General features: G+C 73.5%; 15 protein-coding genes and 1 tRNA gene. 10 read left to right on the top strand and 6 right to left on the bottom strand.

Annotation, left to right across the window (positions count from 1 at the left end):
- The first annotated feature begins 43 nt into the window (after positions 1–43).
- On the top strand, positions 44–604 hold the full coding sequence (locus ACFY8U_RS18440) for a hypothetical protein (protein WP_389571260.1): 561 nt from the start codon (positions 44–46) through the stop codon (positions 602–604).
- Between the two features lie 23 nt (positions 605–627).
- Here the strand turns inward: ACFY8U_RS18440 and ACFY8U_RS18435 are convergent, their stop codons facing one another.
- Together ACFY8U_RS18435 and ACFY8U_RS18430 are read right to left on the bottom strand one after the other, a co-directional pair.
- Complete coding sequence (locus ACFY8U_RS18435; protein ID WP_389571257.1) at positions 628–1,503, bottom strand: spermidine synthase; 876 nt, start codon at positions 1,501–1,503, stop codon at positions 628–630.
- A 79-nt stretch (positions 1,504–1,582) separates the two neighbouring features.
- Positions 1,583–2,020 (bottom strand): hypothetical protein, encoded by a 438-nt coding sequence (locus ACFY8U_RS18430; protein WP_361602982.1) that lies wholly within the window; start codon positions 2,018–2,020, stop codon positions 1,583–1,585.
- Positions 2,021–2,244: 224 nt separating this feature from the next.
- Between ACFY8U_RS18430 and ACFY8U_RS18425 the strand changes: the two genes are divergently transcribed.
- Positions 2,245–3,531, top strand: a complete 1,287-nt coding sequence (locus tag ACFY8U_RS18425) for a tetratricopeptide repeat protein (RefSeq protein WP_389571254.1) — start codon at positions 2,245–2,247, stop codon at positions 3,529–3,531.
- A gap of 201 nt (positions 3,532–3,732) precedes the next feature.
- On the opposite strand, the gene ACFY8U_RS18420 is transcribed toward ACFY8U_RS18425, so the two are convergent.
- Positions 3,733–4,326 (bottom strand): histidine phosphatase family protein, encoded by a 594-nt coding sequence (locus ACFY8U_RS18420; protein WP_389571251.1) that lies wholly within the window; start codon positions 4,324–4,326, stop codon positions 3,733–3,735.
- Positions 4,327–4,498: 172 nt separating this feature from the next.
- Here ACFY8U_RS18420 and ACFY8U_RS18415 point away from each other — a divergent pair, with 172 nt between their 5' ends.
- From ACFY8U_RS18415 to ACFY8U_RS18405, 3 genes are all read left to right on the top strand, one after another.
- Positions 4,499–5,683: a hypothetical protein gene (locus ACFY8U_RS18415; protein ID WP_389571249.1), complete on the top strand. Its 1,185-nt coding sequence runs from the start codon at positions 4,499–4,501 to the stop codon at positions 5,681–5,683.
- Between the two features lie 262 nt (positions 5,684–5,945).
- Positions 5,946–7,538: a hypothetical protein gene (locus ACFY8U_RS18410; protein ID WP_389571246.1), complete on the top strand. Its 1,593-nt coding sequence runs from the start codon at positions 5,946–5,948 to the stop codon at positions 7,536–7,538.
- Positions 7,535–8,872 (top strand): AAA family ATPase, encoded by a 1,338-nt coding sequence (locus ACFY8U_RS18405; RefSeq protein ID WP_389571243.1) that lies wholly within the window; start codon positions 7,535–7,537, stop codon positions 8,870–8,872. The genes ACFY8U_RS18410 and ACFY8U_RS18405 overlap by 4 nt, the downstream gene beginning before the upstream one ends.
- 45 nt (positions 8,873–8,917) lie before the next feature.
- On the opposite strand, the gene ACFY8U_RS18400 is transcribed toward ACFY8U_RS18405, so the two are convergent.
- Positions 8,918–9,493 (bottom strand): peroxiredoxin-like family protein, encoded by a 576-nt coding sequence (locus ACFY8U_RS18400; protein WP_389571240.1) that lies wholly within the window; start codon positions 9,491–9,493, stop codon positions 8,918–8,920.
- A 68-nt stretch (positions 9,494–9,561) separates the two neighbouring features.
- Between ACFY8U_RS18400 and ACFY8U_RS18395 the strand changes: the two genes are divergently transcribed.
- The 4 genes from ACFY8U_RS18395 (at position 9,562) to ACFY8U_RS18380 (ending at position 11,695) form a co-directional block, all read left to right on the top strand.
- Complete coding sequence (locus ACFY8U_RS18395; RefSeq protein ID WP_389571237.1) at positions 9,562–10,176, top strand: TetR/AcrR family transcriptional regulator; 615 nt, start codon at positions 9,562–9,564, stop codon at positions 10,174–10,176.
- An 86-nt stretch (positions 10,177–10,262) separates the two neighbouring features.
- Positions 10,263–10,619 carry a hypothetical protein gene (locus tag ACFY8U_RS18390; RefSeq protein ID WP_389571234.1) on the top strand — a complete coding sequence of 119 codons (357 nt, stop codon included), beginning with the start codon at positions 10,263–10,265 and terminating at the stop codon, positions 10,617–10,619.
- Positions 10,620–10,959: 340 nt separating this feature from the next.
- Positions 10,960–11,631 (top strand): bifunctional DNA primase/polymerase, encoded by a 672-nt coding sequence (locus ACFY8U_RS18385; RefSeq protein WP_389571231.1) that lies wholly within the window; start codon positions 10,960–10,962, stop codon positions 11,629–11,631.
- Positions 11,622–11,695: transfer RNA gene (locus ACFY8U_RS18380), tRNA-Lys, on the top strand. The genes ACFY8U_RS18385 and ACFY8U_RS18380 overlap by 10 nt, the downstream gene beginning before the upstream one ends.
- Before the next feature lie 72 nt (positions 11,696–11,767).
- On the opposite strand, the gene ACFY8U_RS18375 is transcribed toward ACFY8U_RS18380, so the two are convergent.
- Complete coding sequence (locus ACFY8U_RS18375; RefSeq protein WP_389571228.1) at positions 11,768–13,051, bottom strand: M6 family metalloprotease domain-containing protein; 1,284 nt, start codon at positions 13,049–13,051, stop codon at positions 11,768–11,770.
- A 326-nt stretch (positions 13,052–13,377) separates the two neighbouring features.
- On the opposite strand from ACFY8U_RS18375, the gene ACFY8U_RS18370 reads away from it, so the two are divergent.
- The gene (locus ACFY8U_RS18370; RefSeq protein ID WP_389571225.1) at positions 13,378–15,435 is read left to right on the top strand and encodes a putative bifunctional diguanylate cyclase/phosphodiesterase; all 2,058 of its coding nucleotides are present in this window, start codon (positions 13,378–13,380) and stop codon (positions 15,433–15,435) included.
- Positions 15,436–15,555: 120 nt separating this feature from the next.
- On the opposite strand, the gene ACFY8U_RS18365 is transcribed toward ACFY8U_RS18370, so the two are convergent.
- On the bottom strand, positions 15,556–17,256 hold the full coding sequence (locus ACFY8U_RS18365; RefSeq protein WP_389571223.1) for a glycosyl hydrolase family 18 protein: 1,701 nt from the start codon (positions 17,254–17,256) through the stop codon (positions 15,556–15,558).
- Positions 17,257–17,389 lie beyond the last annotated feature (133 nt).

Here is a 17,389-nt window from a genome sequence, read left to right as displayed (position 1 = left end):
GAAGGTCCACCCTGCGGGACGGCCGGGACGGCTGTGGTGCAGTATGGCCCGGATGCGTAGAGGACTTGTTCACGCCATGGCGTGGTCGCTCGCCACGGGCGCGGCGGTCACGCTCTCGTGGTGGGGCGTGCACACGGTGATGGCGGGCACGGTCTACGACCCGCCGCGCGCGCTGCCCATTCCGGCCGGGACCAGCAGCGACGGGCCGGCCGGCAAGGTCGGGGACACGCCCGCCTCCGCCACCCGGCGGCCGGAGCCCTCCTCCCCCACACCGTCCGCCGGGTCCGGCACGGGCGGCACTCCCCCGTCCTCCGCCTCCGCGACCCCCTCGCCCGGGCCGACCACTCCGAAGCCGCCCGCCTCCCGGCCGTCCCAGGGCGGGGGCAGCGTGAAGAGTTACGCCGTGGACGGCGGTCTGGTCGCCTTCGACCTCGGTGAGACCTCGGCGGAGCTGGTCTCCGCCACCCCGGCCTCGGGCTGGCAGATGCAGGTGTGGAAGCAGCCCACCTGGATCCGGGTCACGTTCACCAAGGACGGCCGCGAGCTGTCGGTCTTCTGCGTGTGGCACGACACCGCGCCCCGGGTGGAGATCGAGGACCGCTGAGGCCGCTCCCCCCGTGAGGCGCGTCAGCGGAAGACGGACGCGGGCGGTACGGGCGAGGGCTTGGCGCTGGCGTCGGTGACCGGGGTCGCTCCCCCGGTGAAGTCGGTGAGCGTACGGCCGTGTTCGACGCGGCCGGGGTGCGGATCGGTCGCCACCCGGCGGGTCAGCTCGGCGACGGGCAGCTCGCGGTCGGAGGCGAGGAGCACGGCGTTGCCGAACCGGCGGCCGCGCAGCACGGTCGGGTCGGCGGTCAGCGCGAGTTCGGGGAAGACGGTGGCGGCGGTCGCGACCTGGCCGCGCAGATGCGTCAGCGGCGGTCCGTCGGCGAGGTTCGCGGCGTAGAAACCGCCGGGCTTCAGGACCCGGCGGACCTCGGTGAGGAACTCGGTGCTGGTGAGATGCGCGGGGGTGCGCGCGCCGCTGAAGACATCGGCGATGATCAGGTCCGCCCAGCCGTCCTGCACCTTGGAGAGCCCGGCCCGGGCGTCGGTGGAGCGGACCCGGATGCGGGCGGTCGTGTCGAGGGGCAGCTCACGGCGGACGAGCTGGACCAGCGGCCCGTCGAGCTCCACGATCTGCTGGGTGGAGCGGGGCCGGGTGGCGGCGATGTAGCGGGCGAGCGTGAAGGCTCCGCCGCCGAGATGGACGGCCTGGAGGGGCCGGTTCGGCGGGGCGACGAGGTCGGCGATGTGGCCGAGGCGCCGCTGGTACTCGAAGGAGAGGTGGCCGGGATCGTCGAGATCGACGTGCGACTGCGGGGCGCCGTCGATCAGCAGCGTCCAGCCGCGGGGCCGCTCCCGGTCGGGTATGAGCTCCGCGAGCCCGCCGTCGACGGTCTCGACGACGGCGACGGCGGCCGCCGCCTTTTCGCGCTGTCTGTTCCTTGCCACGTGCTCCATTATCGGCGTTCGCCGGACTCCCCCGCCCGACGAGCTCCCAGGGCCCCGGCTTCTCCGCGGCGCCCCGCCGGGACACCCCCTAGTGGCAGCCGTCGGCCGCTTCGATCAGGCGGGCCGCCTGGCCTAGGGCCTCGCGCAGCACCATCGGGTCGGTGACCTCGCCCGTGTCCCCGGGCGGCAGGAGCCAGCCGGCCGGGCGGGGCGCGTCACCGGCCGGCTCGGGCAGCTCCGGCAGCTCGGGGATCCGCAGGCCACGCCCCGAGGTCTGCGTACAGGCGCTGCCCGGCATGTCCCAGCCCGCCGCCGTGCCGGGCGGCACCAGGAAGCCGAGGGTGTCGCAGGCCCCGTCGTGCAGCACGGGGCCGACGACGGGGGTCCCGCCCCGGCGGAGGATGTCCACGGCTTCCAGGCCCTGGCGCGCCGGCACGGTCACCAGGTCACAGGGCTCGGCGTGCGGGGCACTGGCGTCCGGGGTGGGTGCATGCCGTGCGGTCGACTGCGATCCGATCTCCAACAAGGGGACCCCTCCTCGCTCCTGAGAAGACACGTTCCGTCTCTCCGCATGGTTCAACGCCCGTGCGCGTCAACGGCTACGGCGGCACGCCGCCGCAAAGGATGGCAGTTCATGGCAGATCGCGAGCGAGATATCCGATTTATGGCAAAACTCAGCGTGTGCGACCGGACACAGCAGGTACGTTCATGCCCGGCCGGAACACCGGCAGCACAGGAGAGGGCTCGGCCATGGCGGTGTCAGGGGCAGTTCCCAATCTCGCCTTCCGCCGACTCCGCGGACAGCACTCGCCGGCGGAGTTCGCGGCGGCGGTCCGGCGGGCGGCACGGGAGATCGGCGAGCGGGTCGCGTGCGACGCCCGCTACATCGGGCGCGTGGAGGCGGGCGAGATCCGCTGCCCCAACTACGCGTACGAGCGGGTGTTCCTGCACATGTTCCCCGGTCTCTCCCTGGCGGACCTGGGCTTCTCGGCACGAGAGGCGGTCCGCGGCCGTCGGCCGGCCGTCTCGGCCGGGGCGCCCCCACCCGCCATCACGACCCGGAACGATGAGGAGAGCGACGTGCTGCGTCGCGCATTCATGACGAGCGGCACCGCCACGGTGGCGGCCGCCTCGCTGGGACTCGGCGGCACCGCCGTCGCGATCCCCGCCCCTCGCGGGGCCCACAGGATCGGCGAGGCCGAGGTCCGCGCCGTCGAGGACGCCGTGAGGCAGATCCGGCTGCTCGACGACCGGCACGGCGCCGACGGTCTGTACAAGTCGGCGGCCCAGCCGCTCCGGGCGGCGTACGCCCTGCTCGACGCGGGCACGACGGCCCGCCGCTCCACCGAGGACCGGCTGCACGCCGGCGCCGGCGAGCTCGCGATCTCCGTCGGCTGGCTGGCCCACGACTCCGGCCGCTTCGACGACGCCCGCTCGCACTACGCCGAGGCCCTCGCCACCGCGCGCGTGGCGGGCGATCCCGCCCTGGAGGCGCACGCCTTCTGCAACACGTCGTTCCTGGCCAGGGACGCCGGAAAGTACCGGGAGGCGGTCCGCGCCGCCCAGGCCGGTCTGCGGGCGGCGCAGCCGCTCTCCTCCGACCGGCTGCTCTCGCTGCTCTGTCTGCGGGAGGCGGGGGCCTGGGCCGGACTCGGCGACCGGACCGCGTGCGAGCAGGCCCTCGGCCGTGCGCACACCCACTTCGCCCGCGGGCAGAGCGAGGGCGACCCGGAGTGGATGTCGTTCTTCGGGGAGCCGGAGCTCGAGGCACTGGAGGCGCAGTGCTGGTCGGCTCTGGGCGAATGGGGCCGCGCGGCCCGCCACGCCCACCGCGCGACCGTCCTCCAGAACCCCCACTTCGCGCGCAACCTCGCCCTCTACCGCGCCCAGCTGGCCAGCAACCTGGCCCACGCGGGCCGCCCCGACGAGGCGGCGGCGGAGGCGCGACGGGTGGTCGACTCGCTGGGCGACGTCCAGTCCTCCCGCATCCGCCGCATCCTGACGGAGACGAGCCGAGTCCTCACGACAACCCGCTGAGACGCCGGAGGGCGGGCCGAGTCCTCGCGACAACCCACTGAGACGCCGGAGGGCAGGCCGGGGGCCCTGACTCCGAGAGCCGGCCGAACCCCCGGGGACGGGACGAACTCCGCGGCGCGGCTGTACGCCCGAGACACCGCGCCCCGAGACGCCGCGCCCCAAGGCCAGCCGGAGTTGCGGCGGCCCGGGCCCGAAGGGCTCCTACTCCAGGTGGCCCGTGTCGTTCCAGCGCGACAGGGCGGGCCTGCCGTACATCCAGCCCAGGACCGACAGGCTCGTCGGGTCGAGGCCGATGCGGGCGCCGAAGGAGACCTCCTCGCCCAGCCAGCGCGCCGCGAGCGTACGCAGGATGTGTCCGTGCGCGAAGACCAGCACGTCCCGGTCCTCCGACCGCGCCCACTCCACGACCTCGTCCGCCCGCGCCGCGACCTGCGCCAGGCTCTCGCCCTCCGGCGCGGCGTCACGCCACAGCAGCCAGCCCGGCTGCCGCTCCTGGATCTCGGCCGGGGTCAGCCCCTCGTACGCGCCGTAGTCCCACTCCATCAGCGCGTCCCACTCCCGCGCCCGCTCGCCGAAGCCGGCGATCTCGCAGGTCTCACGCGCGCGTACCAGCGGGCTCGTGCGGACCTCCACGTCCGGCAGGCCGTTCCACGGCGCCCGGTGCAGCCGCTCGCCGAGCAGCTTGGCGCCGCGCCGGCCCTCGTCGAGCAGGGGGATGTCCGTCCTGCCGGTGTGCCGGCCGCTCAGCGACCACTCGGTCTGGCCGTGCCGGGCGAGCAGGATGCGCGGTGCCATGAAGGCTCTCCAGGGGTTCACGTATCAGGTGCCCTTCCATCATCCCGCACATGAATTCGCGGCGTCGGCCGGGCGACGCCGCACCGCCGGCGACCGGCCCGGAGGGCGGTCCGGGGCGCCGTCGGGCGAGAACCGCGACCGAATGTCAGTGGCGGATGGGAGACTTCCGCGGGTGAGCGCATCCCTGGACAGCGGAGCTCCTCTCCCTCCGCAGACGACACGACGGCATGGGGCCTCCCCCGCTCCGGTGAAGCCCAGAGTGTGGGAGAAACTCGCCGAGCTGCGTGGCCCCGCCGTGGTGCCGCATCCGCTGGACGCGCGGGCGCTGGCGGCGCTGGCCGCCAACCCCGGCTGCCGGCGGCGCGCGCTGCTCGACGGCGCCGGGGTGGACAAGACCGCGCTCGCGGCGAAGCTCGGCTCGCCGGCCGCCTTCGGTCAGTCGCAGTTCGCGTTCATGCGGGGCAACGCCTTCGAGGCGAAGGTCAAGGCGGACGGCGGGCGCGAGCTGCTGCGGCTGCTCGGCATCGAGGATCCCGGGGCGGCCGAGATCCCGGACCTGACGGCGGCCGGCCCCGAGGGCCGCGCCGCCCGCACCGCGCTCGCGCTGCGCGAGGCGACCGCCGCCGGGCGGTGGGCGCTGCTCGACCACCCGATGCTTGCCCTGGAGGTGGCGGGCTCCCCCGCCTATCTGGAGCCCGACGCCGTGGTGGTGCACCCCGACGGCCGGTGGACGGTCGTGGAGATCAAGTCCTTCCCGATGATCGACGGTTCCGCCGACGCCTCCAAGGTGGGCGCGGCGGCCCGCCAGGCGGCGGTGTACGTCCTGGCCCTGGAGCGGGTCGCGGCGCTGACCGACGGCGCCGAGGTGGCGCACAGCGTGCTCCTCGTCTGCCCGAAGGACTTCTCCAACCTGCCGACGGCCTCGGTCGTCGACGTACGCAAGCAGCTGTCGGTGACCCGGCGGCAGCTGACCCGGCTCACCCGGATCGAGGACATCGCGGACGCGCTGCCGGAGGGCGTCACGTTCGACGTGGAGGGCTGTTCGGCCGAGGAGCTCACGGCGGCGGTCGAGTCGGTTCCGCACGCGTACGCGCCGGAGTGCCTGTCCGCATGCGAGCTGGCCTTCCACTGCCGGGAGCGGGCCAGGTCCGCGGGCGCGGTGGAGGCGCTGGGGCGTTCGGTACGGGGCGAGTTGGGCGGCCTGACCACGGTCGGGGCCGTCCTGGCGGCGGCCCGCGGCGAGGAGGGCGACGCGCAGGACCCCACGGTCGACGCGCTGCGCCGGGCACAGGCCCTGCGCGCGGAGGCGCTGGCGGCGGCGCCCGCCCGCACGGGCGAGGGGGCACGCACATGCTGAGCCCCCACCGCGCACCCCTGCGGGACGCCGGGCGCCCCACGCACAGCGGGCACCCCACGCACGCCGGGCGTCCCACGCACGCCGGCCGCCCCACCCGCGACGGGGCCTTCACCCACGGCAGGAGCCACACCCACGCCCGGCCGTGCGCGCCGCGCCGGTGTGAGCGGCCCGGCCTGACCGCCGTGCGCCCTGGCCTGACCGCCGTGCGCCCTGGCCGGACCGCCGTGCGCCCCGGCCCGGACCGCTGCCACGGAGGCCGCTCATGTCGCTGATCTCCACCCTCGCCCGGCTGGAGGCGGTCGAGTCCGGGCGCGCCCAGCCGCTGGCCACGGTCCGGCACCGCCACGTGTCCGACCGGCCGCTCGTTCTCGTACCGCTGACCACGGCCGGTGAGGCCGGCGCCCCGCTCGGTGCGCTGGTCGGGACCGACCGCGAGGAGCCCCGGCTCCTGGTCGTCGCGCAGCCGCGCGACCGGGACCTGCGGTTCGCGTTCCTCGCCGACCTGGCCGAGGAAGTCCTGCCGTACATCGACTCGTTCACCGACGTCGTGGAGGCGGCGGAGCGGAACGAGACCGATCCGGAGACCGGGAAGAAGGTCAAGGTCGAGGTCGACCTCTGCGCGGACGCGCCGCAGTTGATCGTGCCGAGCCGGGCCGGAGTCGAGTACGTACGGCTCCTGGGGCGGTCGATGCGGTTCCGGCGGACGGCGGAACAGGACCCGGAGACGCCGTTCCCCGCGCCGCCGCGCGTGCCGCTGCTCGGCCGCTGGCTGACGCACTTCGGCGAGCGGGCCCGCGTGCCCGGCTCCTCGCTGCTGCTGTCGGCCACGGACCTGCTCAACCGGCACTGGGCGACCGGCCAGTCCTCCCTGGAGGACCAGCACCTCGGCGCGCTCCTGGCCTGGATCGACCCGGCCGAGGGCGCCTCCTCCGGGGCCGAGGCGGCCCTCCGTGCCGAGCACGGCCGGGATCGCGAGGGGCAGCTGCTCTGCCCGCCCGCCGGCCCCGCGACCGACCCGGCGTTCGACAACCGGCTGCTCGCGCCCGCGATCGAGCGCTTCGACCGGGCCCGGCAGGCGCTGGCCTCGGCCGAGGACGGCGCCACGGCCGACGACCGGCTGGGCGAACTGCACCGCGCCGAGCGGGAGATCCGCCGGCTGATCGCGTCCCAGCTGAAGCCGACCTGGGACGCGGTATGGCGGGCCGTCGACCTGCTGAGGGAGCTGCCGGAGGGGGCGCGGGTGGCGGACCGGTGGACCCGCGACCGCTGGTCGTTCACCGGCCACCGCGACCGGGTCACTGCCGGTGAGCCCCCGCAGCCCCGCCGGGACGACGCGGTCACGGCGGCGCAGAAGCTGGCCGCGCGCGAGTCCGCGCAGGGCCAGCTGGAGGCGCAGGAGGCCCTCGACGACCCGCTGGTGCTCGCCGGGCGGCGGCTCGCGGGCGAGGCGTTCGTCGCGGAGGTGGCGGAGGTGACGATGGCCTGGTCGGAGTCGAAGCGCCCTTCGCCGCGCCCGCTGCTCACGGTCCGCACGGACGACCGCCCGCACCTGGGCGCGGGCGTCAAGGTGTACCGCTCGCTCGAAGGCAAGCCGCAGACCGCCGAGTTCGTACGGCACGAGGAGGACGGTTCGCTCGTGCTGCGGGTCACGGACCGGATGGGCCGTTCCAAGGAACCCGCGGAGGGCTCGGTTCCGGAGAAGGGCGAGCGGATCGCCTGGACGCTCTTCGAGCACGACCAGCGGGTCGGCGCGAAGCTGCCCGACCCGGAGGAGACGCCCTGGACGCACGGCGGACCTCCGCGCTCCGACGCCGCCGAACTGCCCGACGCCCTCACGCCGGAGGACCTGCTGTGAACCCCGCCGTCTTCGACCCCGGCGCGGAGGCCGCCCGGGCCACGGCCGACATCCTGGCCGACACGCTGCACGGCAACGCCCGGGGCGTCGTCGTGGACTCGCCGCCCGGCGCGGGCAAGTCGACGCTGGTGGTTCGCGCCGCGCTCGAACTGGCCGAGGCAGGACGGCCGCTGATGGTCGTCGCGCAGACGAACGCCCAGGTGGACGACCTTGTCCTGCGGCTCGCGGAGAAGCGTCCTGAGCTGCCGGTGGGGCGGCTGCACTCCAACGACAGCGATCCGTACGACAAGGCGCTCGACGATCTGGAGAACGTACGGAAGTCGTCGAAGGCGGGGGATCTGGCGGGGCTTCCGGTGACGATCTCGACGGCCGCGAAGTGGGCGCACGTGAAGAACGTCGAGCCGTGGGCGCACGCGATCGTGGACGAGGCGTACCAGATGCGCTCGGACGCGCTGCTGGCCGTGGCGGGGCTCTTCGAGCGGGCGCTGTTCGTGGGCGACCCGGGGCAGTTGGACCCGTTCTCGGTGGTCGGCGCGGAGCAGTGGGCGGGCCTGTCGTACGACCCCTCGGCCTCCGCCGTCTCGACGCTGCTCGCGCACAACCCGGACCTGCCGCAGCACCGGCTGCCGGTGTCCTGGCGGCTGCCGGCGTCGGCGGCGCCGCTGGTGTCCGACGCGTTCTACCCGTACACCCGGTTCCGCAGCGGCACGGGCCACGGCGACCGCCGGCTGACCTTCGGGGTGCCGTCGGACGGCTCGGGCCCGGACCGGGTCCTGGACGAGGCCGCGGAGTCGGGGTGGGGCCTGCTGGAACTGCCCGCCCGGCACACCCCGCGCACGGACCCCGAGGCGGTCCGGGCGGTGGCGCTGGTGGTGCGCCGGCTCCTCGACCGGGGCGGGGCGGCCGTCTCCGAGCGGTCGCCCGACCCGGTCGCGCTGACCCCGGACCGGGTCGCGGTCGGCACCGCCCATCGCGACCAGGCGGCGGCGGTCCGGGCGGCGCTGACGGAGCTGGGCGTCTCGGGCGTGACCGTGGACACGGCGAACCGCCTGCAGGGCCGGGAGTACGACGTGACGGTCGTGCTCCACCCCCTGTCGGGCCGCCCGGACGCCACGGCCTTCCACCTGGAGACGGGCCGCCTGTGCGTCCTGGCCTCCCGCCACCGCCACGCCTGCATCGTGGTCTGCCGCGCGGGCGTGGCCGACCTCCTGGACGACCACCCCTCGACGGAACCGGTCCAGCTGGGCGTGACGGTCAAGTTCCCGGACGGCTGGGAGGCGAACCACGCGGTCCTCTCGCACCTCGCCGAACACCGCGTGCCCTGGCAGCCGTAGGGCCGGCCGCCCCGGTCCGCCGCTTGCCCCGGCGGCCCGGACGGGTCAGCCGGTCGAGGGGGTCAGGTCGGTGGTCGTGGCCGCGTGGGCGAGGAGTTCGTCCACCGGCCATTGGTCGTCGGCGTGTTCGCCGTACTTCGCGGCGGCGATGCGGCCGTCCGGGGTGATGAGGAAGTCCGCGGGCAGTCCGAGCCGGCCGCCGCGCGGGTTGCGTACCGGCGGGCGTTCCCGGCCGCGCACCAGCTCCCATGTGCCGAGGAGCACGGCCCGGGCGATGGGCCACCACGCGCGCGGGGAGAGCAGCGACCGCGGTGAGGACTCGACGCCGAACTCCGCGTAGAGCCGCTTGTCCGGGTCGGCCACGACCGCGAACGGCAGTCCGTCCAGGTGCGGGTGGAGCTCTTCCGGAGGCGAGTGGAAGACCACGACCTCCCGGATCCCCGCCGCCTCGATCTCCGCGTGCCTGCGGACGAACGACCGCAGGTGGAGGTGGCAGATCGGGCAGCCGGCGAAGCGGCGGAATTGCAGATGGACGAGGCGTTCGGGGTCCGGCACTGCGACCGGGGGGCCGAGGACCGGGTCGAGCGTACGGGCGGGAACGGGCGTGCCGGGCTTGAGCATGGACGACCTCCATGTAGGCGTACGGCGTACACCTATGAGCGTAGGCGTATGGCGTACGCTGTCAACCCATGCCGCGCCCCCGCTCCCTCACCCCGGACCGACTCGCCGCCGCAGCGCTCGCCGTCATCGACCGCGACGGGCTCGCGGGCCTGTCGATGCGCACCGTCGCCAAGGAACTCGGCATGAGCACGATGGGGCTCTACCGGTACGTGGCCGACCGCGACGAACTCGAAGGCCTCGTCGCCGAGCGCGTCCTGAGCTCCGTCGATCCGACCCCGCCCGCGGACGACACGCCCTGGAGCGCCAGGATCGAGGTCATGGTCCGGCGGCTGCGCGACAGCGTCGGCGCGCACCCCGCCGCCGTCCCGCTGACGCTCACCCACCGGCACCGGCTGCCGGGGCTGCTGCGCTGGTCGGAGTCGGTGCTCGGACTGATGGCGGAGGGCGGTATCGACGGCGAGCGGCGCGTCGTCGCCCTGCGCGGCCTGATCTCGTACGTCGTCGGGGCGATCCAGCTCGAACACCTCGGGTCCCTCGCCGGCGCGGGGACGACCGCCATCGCCGAACTGCCGCAGGACCGCTTCCCGTACATGACGGAGGCAGCCCGTCATGCCGCGGGCATCGAGGCCGAACGGGAGTTCTTCGGCGGGCTCGCGGTCTATCTGCGCGGCCTCGGCGACTGACCGGCCGCCCGCCCTCTTGCGCGACGCGGGACAATGGGAGACGGCCCGGGTGTCCGGGCCGCGTGTGTGCGAGGAGGAGAAGGACGATGGCGGAATCCGCGGAGCGCAACGAGCAACGGCGGCTCCGGCCCGCACCGCTGATCTTCGAGCCCGCCGAGGCGACCGCCGACCCGGAGCACTTCTTCGACCTGGAGTCGATCGAGGACCCGCGTGAGCTGCTGGCGCGCGCGACCGAGCTGACGCTCGCGTTCCGCGCGGCGACGGACCGGGCCATCGAGTACCAGGCGATGGCGGCGGCCCAGCTCGCCGACCCGCGCCGCTTCGACCGCCTGACGGCGGCGGACGTCGCCGAGCGGGCGGAGTGGACGGAGGACTACGCACGCCGCATGATCGACTTCGGCCGCGACCTCCTCCGCACGACGAGCCCCCAGGCGGACGACTAGCCCCAACGGCGGAACACCGGCCAGGCGGACGGCCGCCGGGGCGGGGCGCCATCCCGCGCGCCCGGCGCGCGCGGCGTGTCGGGGCGCGAGGGGGCGCCGCGGTGTTTCGGGTGCGCCGGGGTGTCGAGGTCCGAGGGGCGCCTTGGGGCTCGCGGGGCGCGGCGGCGTTCGGGGCGCGCCGGGGCTCGGGCACCCGCCCCGCGCCCCCGTTCGCGCCATGCGCCCCCGCCACCCGCGCCTGGCATATGCCGGGGCGAAAGATACTCCCCTCGCACCACCCTTGTCCGGGTTTCCGGCAACACGCGGAAACCGGGTCGTCACTGGCGGTAGATCTGACGTCATGAGTGCATGGCTGCGAGACGAGACACCCCTGAGCCCCGCCCAGAGCGACACCGACGAGCGGCGGACCGATCGGGAAGACATCTTCCGGTTCCTCCGGGACACCGACGACCGCCGCCATCACTCCGCGCACGTCACCGCCGCCGGCGCCGACTGGCTCGCCTCCGCCACCGCGTACCCGCGCTCCACTCTCGCGCTCTGGGAGTCCCGCCCCGCCGCCCCCGCCGTCCTCCCCTGCGGGACGGTCTTCGACGTCGTGAACGTGGAACCGATCTTCGGGCGCCGGATGCTCGACCGGCTCTGGGCGGAGGGTCCGGGCTCCGGGCCCGTCGCCGTCCACCGCGGCCGGATGCTGCTCTTCGCCGCGCCCGGCACCGCCCAGCGGTTACCGGCCCTGCTGCACTGGGAGGAGTGGGGTGACACCGTTCCGCCGCCGCTCTGCCACGGCACCGGCGACGCCGTGACCATCCCCCCGCTGACACCGCAGAACCCCGCCGGCCCCCGCTGGGTCGTCGCCCCCGACACCCGTCACCCCTGGCTGCCGGGCCCCGAGGTCATGCTCTGGGCCTGCGTCCGGGCGGCCCGCACCACCTCCGCCGCCGACGTGCGGATATCGATTTTTCCTCCCGCCGATCAGGATGCTAAGGTCTACGACGTCAGCAGGCGCCGCTAGCTCAGTTGGTTAGAGCAGCTGACTCTTAATCAGCGGGTCCGGGGTTCGAGTCCCTGGCGGCGCACAGACGGAGAAAGCCCCTCGCGAAAGCGAGGGGCTTTTTCGTTGCAGAGGGCAGCGAGCACCACAGCGACGGCTACAGCGACGGCGGAGGCACCGTCACCTTCACCGTCCACGCCCCCGCCGGCGTCCGGTCCGCGACCTCCACCCGTGTGCCGTCCCCCGGCACCGTGAACGTCTCGCCCACGCCCAGCGGCGCGTCCGCCAGCGGCGGGTACACCGAGCGGTCCCAGCAGGCCTCGGTCCGCGGATGGGTGTCCACGACCTCGATCGGCCCCTCTCCGGACGCCGCCTCGTTCCGTACGCGGTAGATCAGCACACCCTCCTTGCAGGTGTCCTGGTCGTTGCCGGTCGAGCCGCGCGCCTCGATCGCGAGCGCCGTGCCGGGACCTGTCCGTACGACCGCGAGCCGGTTGCCGAGCGTGCCGCCGGCCACCGGCGCCGCCGCCAGCGGCTCCAGGCTGAACAGGCGGGACCCCGGCCCCTGCACGCACATCACCTGGCGCCGCTCCAGCCAGCCCAGCTTCCACTTGTGCCAGCCGAAGGGCTCGGGGGCGAGGCCGAACTGGCTGCCCATGACGTCCCAGTCCCCCACATGGGTGTCCCAGTCGCCCTTGCCGTCCATCGGCCGGTGGTAGAGGTCCGGCAGGTCGAAGACGTGCCCGGTCTCGTGGGCCAGCACGTTCCGGTCCGGCGGGTGCCGCTCGAAGACCGTGACGACCCGCTTGATCTCGTTGCCGTCGACCGTGACCGGATGCTCCAGGTTGACGACCTTGGTGGCGTCGGAGTCCACGCCCGGCGCATCGGGGTCGGCGACCAGATAGACGATGTCGTACCGCGAGAAGTCGACCTTCCCGTCGGCCGCCTGGAGCGCGTCACGCAGATACGCCGTCCGCTTCGCCGCGTCCCAGTCGCGCCGTATGGCGTACGACGTCGAGTCCTTCGGCATCGTGGTCCACTCCGGCTGCGTGTCGGCGCGCAGCGCGAAGCGGCCGTACGAGGCGCGCCGGAAGAAGTCGCTGGTGCCGGGGAAGTGGTCGGCGGCCAGGTCCGCGGGTGCGGTCAGCGGGGTGGAGTCCGGGAACGACAGGAAGATCATGACCGCGTCGAGCGAGCGTACGGGCTGGGGGTACGAGCCGTTCCAGGTGTCCAGGCCGAGGGAGTGGTGTGCGGCGGTACGGGGCAGGGCGCACGGCCCGGCCGAGGGGGCGCCCACCGCGGGGCCCGCGACGAGCCCGGTCGCGGCGAGTGCCACGAGCGAGGTGAAGGCCGCGGCGGAGGCTCGAAGCCGCGCGCGCTCCACTCCCCCGGGTGGCTGCTGACCCCTCACATGGACCTCCGGCTTCCGAATGCGGGACACCCCACCCACCTTGTGATGGTTTGCGGTGTTTCGCACTTTTCCGCTGCCCCAGTCGGGTGAGCGCGCGACATGGCGACGACACGACACGAGCGCGCAACAGTTCACGGAACGTCACAATCGGTCAGGCCGCCTCCGTCCCGCGTCAGACCCGCGCAGAAACGATCGGCCTGATGATGCCGGGGGCAGGCTCACGGCCTCCGTGGGACCGGAGGGCGCCCATGAAGCTGGAACGGCCCTGGGGCCAGCCTCTATGATCGGCACACTTTCCTTGGCCGACCCATCCCGACCACGTCCCTTACGGCCCGACTGCACTACGGGAGCGAGCGGTGAGCGGAACCCCCGAAGGACCGGTGCACACCCAGCTCTCGCCCGCACGGGAGCCCGCGCCTCCGATCACGGAGCGTCACCACGAGCTTCCGGTCGACGCAGAAGTCGCAGAAGCCGCACCACCCGCAGCACCCGTGGCACCCGTGGCACCCGCAGAGAGCGACGCGGCACCCGCAGCGCCCGCAGAGGTCGCCGCACCCGCAGACGTCGCCACACCCGCGGAACCCGCCGCGCCCACGGACCTCGCCGCGCTCGCCGAGCTCCGTGACCACCGCGCCGCCTTCCGCGCCGCCCAGCTCGCCATGGCCGTCGTCGACCAGGACGGGCTCGTCGTCTCCGCGAACGACGCCCTCGGCACCCTCTTCGGCACCGAGGCCGGCGCCCTGCGCGAGCAGGCCGCCGCCGACCTCGTCGACCTCGCCTCGGACGGCCGCACCTGGCACGCGTACCGCGAGGTCCTGCGCGGCCGCCGCTCCCGCTTCCGCTGCACGCGCCGGCTCAAGCACCCCGACGGGCGCTCGCTGTGGGCCGAGATCACCGTCGCCCCCGTGCCCGACAGCCCCCGCGTCCTGCTCTCCGTCGCGGACATCAGCGACCGGCGCGAGCTGCAGGCCCGTCTGCGCCACCTCCAGATGCACGACCCGGTCACCCGGCTGCCCAACCGCACGCTGTTCTTCGAGCGGCTCTCGGCGGCCCTGGAGGCGGCGGCCTGCCTGGACGAGGAGTCGGGGGAGTTCCACGTGCACCCGTCCCACCCCTCGTACGAGTCCTACGAGTCGTACGAGTCACACCAGTCGTACAGGGATGGCGGAACAGGGCGGATCGGCCTCTGCTATCTCGACCTCGACGGCTTCAAGGCCGTCAACGACACGCTCGGGCACCGGGTCGGCGACCGGCTTCTCGCCGCCGTGGCCGCCCGGCTGACGGAGTGTGCGGACAACGACGGGTACACGAGGAGCGGCGGACACCTGGTCGCGCGGCTCGGCGGCGACGAGTTCGCCATCCTCGTCGAGGACTCCACCGGCACGGAACAGCTCGCGGATCTGGCGCAGTCCGTCCTCTGCGCGCTCCAGCGGCCCTTCGACCTCGCCGGGCAGCGGCTCTCCGTCTCGGCCTCGATCGGGGTGGTGGAGCGCGGCGCCCGCGGGACGACCGCGACGGGTCTGATGCAGGCCGCCGACACCACGCTGTACTGGGCGAAGGCCGACGGCAAGGCGCGCTGGACCCTCTTCGACCCCGAGCGCAACGCCCACCGGATGACCCGGCAGGCGCTCTCCTCCACCCTCCGCCCGGCCGTGGAGCGCGGGGAGTTCGCGCTGGAGTACCAGCCGCTCGTCGGGCTCGCGGACGGCGCGGTGCACGGGGTGGAGGCGCTGGTGCGCTGGAACCATCCGCAGTTCGGCACGCTTCCGCCGAATCGGTTCGTCGGGATCGCCGAGGAGGACGGCTCGATCGTCGAGCTGGGGCGGTGGGTGCTGCGCACGGCGTGCACGCAGGCCCGGCAGTGGCAGAAGGACCATCCGCGTGAGCGGCCGCTGTTCGTGAGCGTCAACGTGGCCGTACGGCAGGTCTGGGACTCCGACCTGGTGGCGGATGTCGCGGGGATCCTGGCGGAGACCGGTCTCGCGCCGCATCTGCTCCAGCTGGAACTGACCGAGTCCGCGGTGATGGGCTCGGCCGGCCGCCCGCTCCAGGCGCTCCAGGCGCTGAGCGACATGGGCGTACGGATCGCCATCGACGACTTCGGCACGGGGTACTCGAACCTGGCGTATCTGAGCCGGCTGCCGGTGTCGGTCCTGAAGCTCGACGGATCGTTCGTCCGCGGCTTCCAGGACGAGGCGCACGCCAACCCGGCGGACGAGCTGATCGTGGAGGCCCTGGTGCAGTTGGCCCACCGGCTGGGTCTGACGGTCACCGCCGAGTGCGTGGAGACCTCGGGTCAGGCGACCCGGCTGCGGCGCATCGGCTGCGACACCGGGCAGGGCTGGCTGTACTCCCGCGCGGTGGCCGCGGACCGTATCGCGGAGTTGATCGGGACCTCGCCGCTCGCGGTCTGAGCCCCGCCCGTCGACCGGCATGGAACTGCCCCCGGCCGGAGGGACGTTCCGGGCGGGGGCAGTGGTCATGTGGTGCTCAGCGGGGTGCGGACGGGCGCCCCGCCGAGCGGTCGGGGTGGGCTAGCAGGCGCCCTGGTCCTTCCAGACGCCCCACTCGCCGGTCGTGCCGGGCGTCTCGTTCTGGGTCCACCACTGGGCGAGCCACTTGCGGCCGTTGTGGGAGACGACCGTGCCGCCGTTGTAGACCGTGCCGGCCACGTACGCGGGGACCGAGCCGCAGCCCGTGGGCGGCGTGGTCGGCGGGGTCGTGGGCGGGGTGGTCGGAGGCGTCGTGGGCGGGGTCGTGGGCGGCGTGGTCGGCGGGACGGTGGTGCCGCCGAGGGCAGCGCTGATCTGGTTCAGCAGCGTGATGTTGTTGTCCAGACCGAGGAGCGAGTACATCATCGCCCCGGCCAGGCCGCGCTGCTTGCCGTAGTCGACCCGGGCCTGGATGGACCTCTGGTTCAGGCCGGTGAAGAACTCGCCGTCCTTGTAGAAGTACGAGGACTTGGCCTGGTCGTCCCAGAAGGTGGTCGCCGCGTTGTCGACGATGCCGCCGAGCTCCTTGTAGTGGGCGATACCGGCCTGCTGGCTGAGCGGACGGGCGGCCGAGCCGCCGGTCGCGGACTGGGCGAGGCCGTTGGCGCTGCCCGCCGGGACACCCTTCCAGCCGCGGTAGTAGAACTCGTAGCCGAGCGTCAGCTTGTTGGCGGGGAAGCCGCCGGCGATGCCGTAGGCCGGCTTGCCGTCGATCCAGGAGTCGATCGCGTTGTCGATCGAGTACTTCTCGGTGCCCGGCGCGATGGGGTCGGTCGGGTCGTTGGAGCCGGAGTGGAGCGGGGACTGGTGGTACGTCGGCCCGTCGCCGTCCCAGGCGCCGTGCATGTCGTACGTCATGATGTTCGCGTAGTCGAGGTACGCGCCGATCTTGTCCGTCTCGATGTGCTTGATCTTGTCCTGGCCGGCCGGGAGGGCCGCGGTCAGCATGTACTTCTTGCCGCCGTTGGCCGCGCCGTACTCGTCGAGCTGCTTGCGGAACTCGGCGAGGAGGAGGGTGAAGTTCTGCTTGTCCTCGGGGCCGTAGTGGTTGCCGAGGTGGCCGCCCTCGGAGCCGGGGTACTCCCAGTCGATGTCGATGCCGTCGAAGATGCCCGCGGCGGTGCCGGCGCCGCCGAAGCCGCCCTCGACCGGCAGGTTGCCCTTGAGGTACTGGTCGATGCAGGACGAGACGAGCTTCTTGCGGCTGGCGTCCGTCTTCGCGGCGTCGTGGAAGAACTTGGAGTAGGTCCAGCCGCCGAGTGAGATGTTGATCTTCAGGTGGGGGTACTTCGCCTTCAGCTCCTTGAACTGGTTGAAGACGCCCACGATCGGCTGGTTCCACGTGTCGGCCACGCCGTCCACGCTGTCGGCCGCGCTGAAGGACTTCTGGTAGTCGGCGTACGAGTCGCCCGCACCGTCGCCCGCGTTGGGGTTGTTGTCGTCACCTGCGGCCTTGTTGGCCATGAAACAGGTGAGGTTGGTGGGGTGGATGTTGCCGAACGAGTAGTTGATGATGTCCAGTTTGCTCGCGATGCCCCGGGTGTCGAGGTGCTTGGGATAGAAGGCGTTCCCGTACACGCTCCACTGGTCGTAGTACGCGATGCGCACGTTGCCGTCGGCGGCCGCGGCGGTGGTCACGGTGTCGGCCGCCTGGGCGGAGCCGAGGCCGACGGTCGCGGCGAGCGCGCCTGCGGCGAGGGCCGTGCTCACGAGCGCGGCGATCAATGGCTTACGGGGGTGCACGTTCGGCCTCCGAGGGGGTGACGCGAGACGGGAGTTGGTGAAGTGATAGCCCGTGTGTGAACAGCACGTCAATGGTCTGAACCAGATTGAGGACTAGACCAATTAGTCGGCGAAACCCCTTGTCAGAGCGATG

This window comes from Streptomyces sp. NPDC012508 (assembly GCF_042902595.1).
Lineage (GTDB): Bacteria > Actinomycetota > Actinomycetes > Streptomycetales > Streptomycetaceae > Streptomyces.
Note: the sequence above shows the minus strand (reverse complement) of the source record. Positions and strands in the feature narration are given on the sequence as shown.

Coding starts and splice junctions, on each gene's coding strand:
- ACFY8U_RS18440 (WP_389571260.1), top strand. CDS start 44: ATGGCCCGGATGCGTAGAGGACTTGTTCACGCCATGGCGTGGTCGCTC.
- ACFY8U_RS18435 (WP_389571257.1), bottom strand. CDS start 1,503: ATGGAGCACGTGGCAAGGAACAGACAGCGCGAAAAGGCGGCGGCCGCC.
- ACFY8U_RS18425 (WP_389571254.1), top strand. CDS start 2,245: ATGGCGGTGTCAGGGGCAGTTCCCAATCTCGCCTTCCGCCGACTCCGC.
- ACFY8U_RS18420 (WP_389571251.1), bottom strand. CDS start 4,326: ATGGCACCGCGCATCCTGCTCGCCCGGCACGGCCAGACCGAGTGGTCG.
- ACFY8U_RS18410 (WP_389571246.1), top strand. CDS start 5,946: ATGTCGCTGATCTCCACCCTCGCCCGGCTGGAGGCGGTCGAGTCCGGG.
- ACFY8U_RS18400 (WP_389571240.1), bottom strand. CDS start 9,493: ATGCTCAAGCCCGGCACGCCCGTTCCCGCCCGTACGCTCGACCCGGTC.
- ACFY8U_RS18395 (WP_389571237.1), top strand. CDS start 9,562: ATGCCGCGCCCCCGCTCCCTCACCCCGGACCGACTCGCCGCCGCAGCG.
- ACFY8U_RS18390 (WP_389571234.1), top strand. CDS start 10,263: ATGGCGGAATCCGCGGAGCGCAACGAGCAACGGCGGCTCCGGCCCGCA.
- ACFY8U_RS18385 (WP_389571231.1), top strand. CDS start 10,960: ATGAGTGCATGGCTGCGAGACGAGACACCCCTGAGCCCCGCCCAGAGC.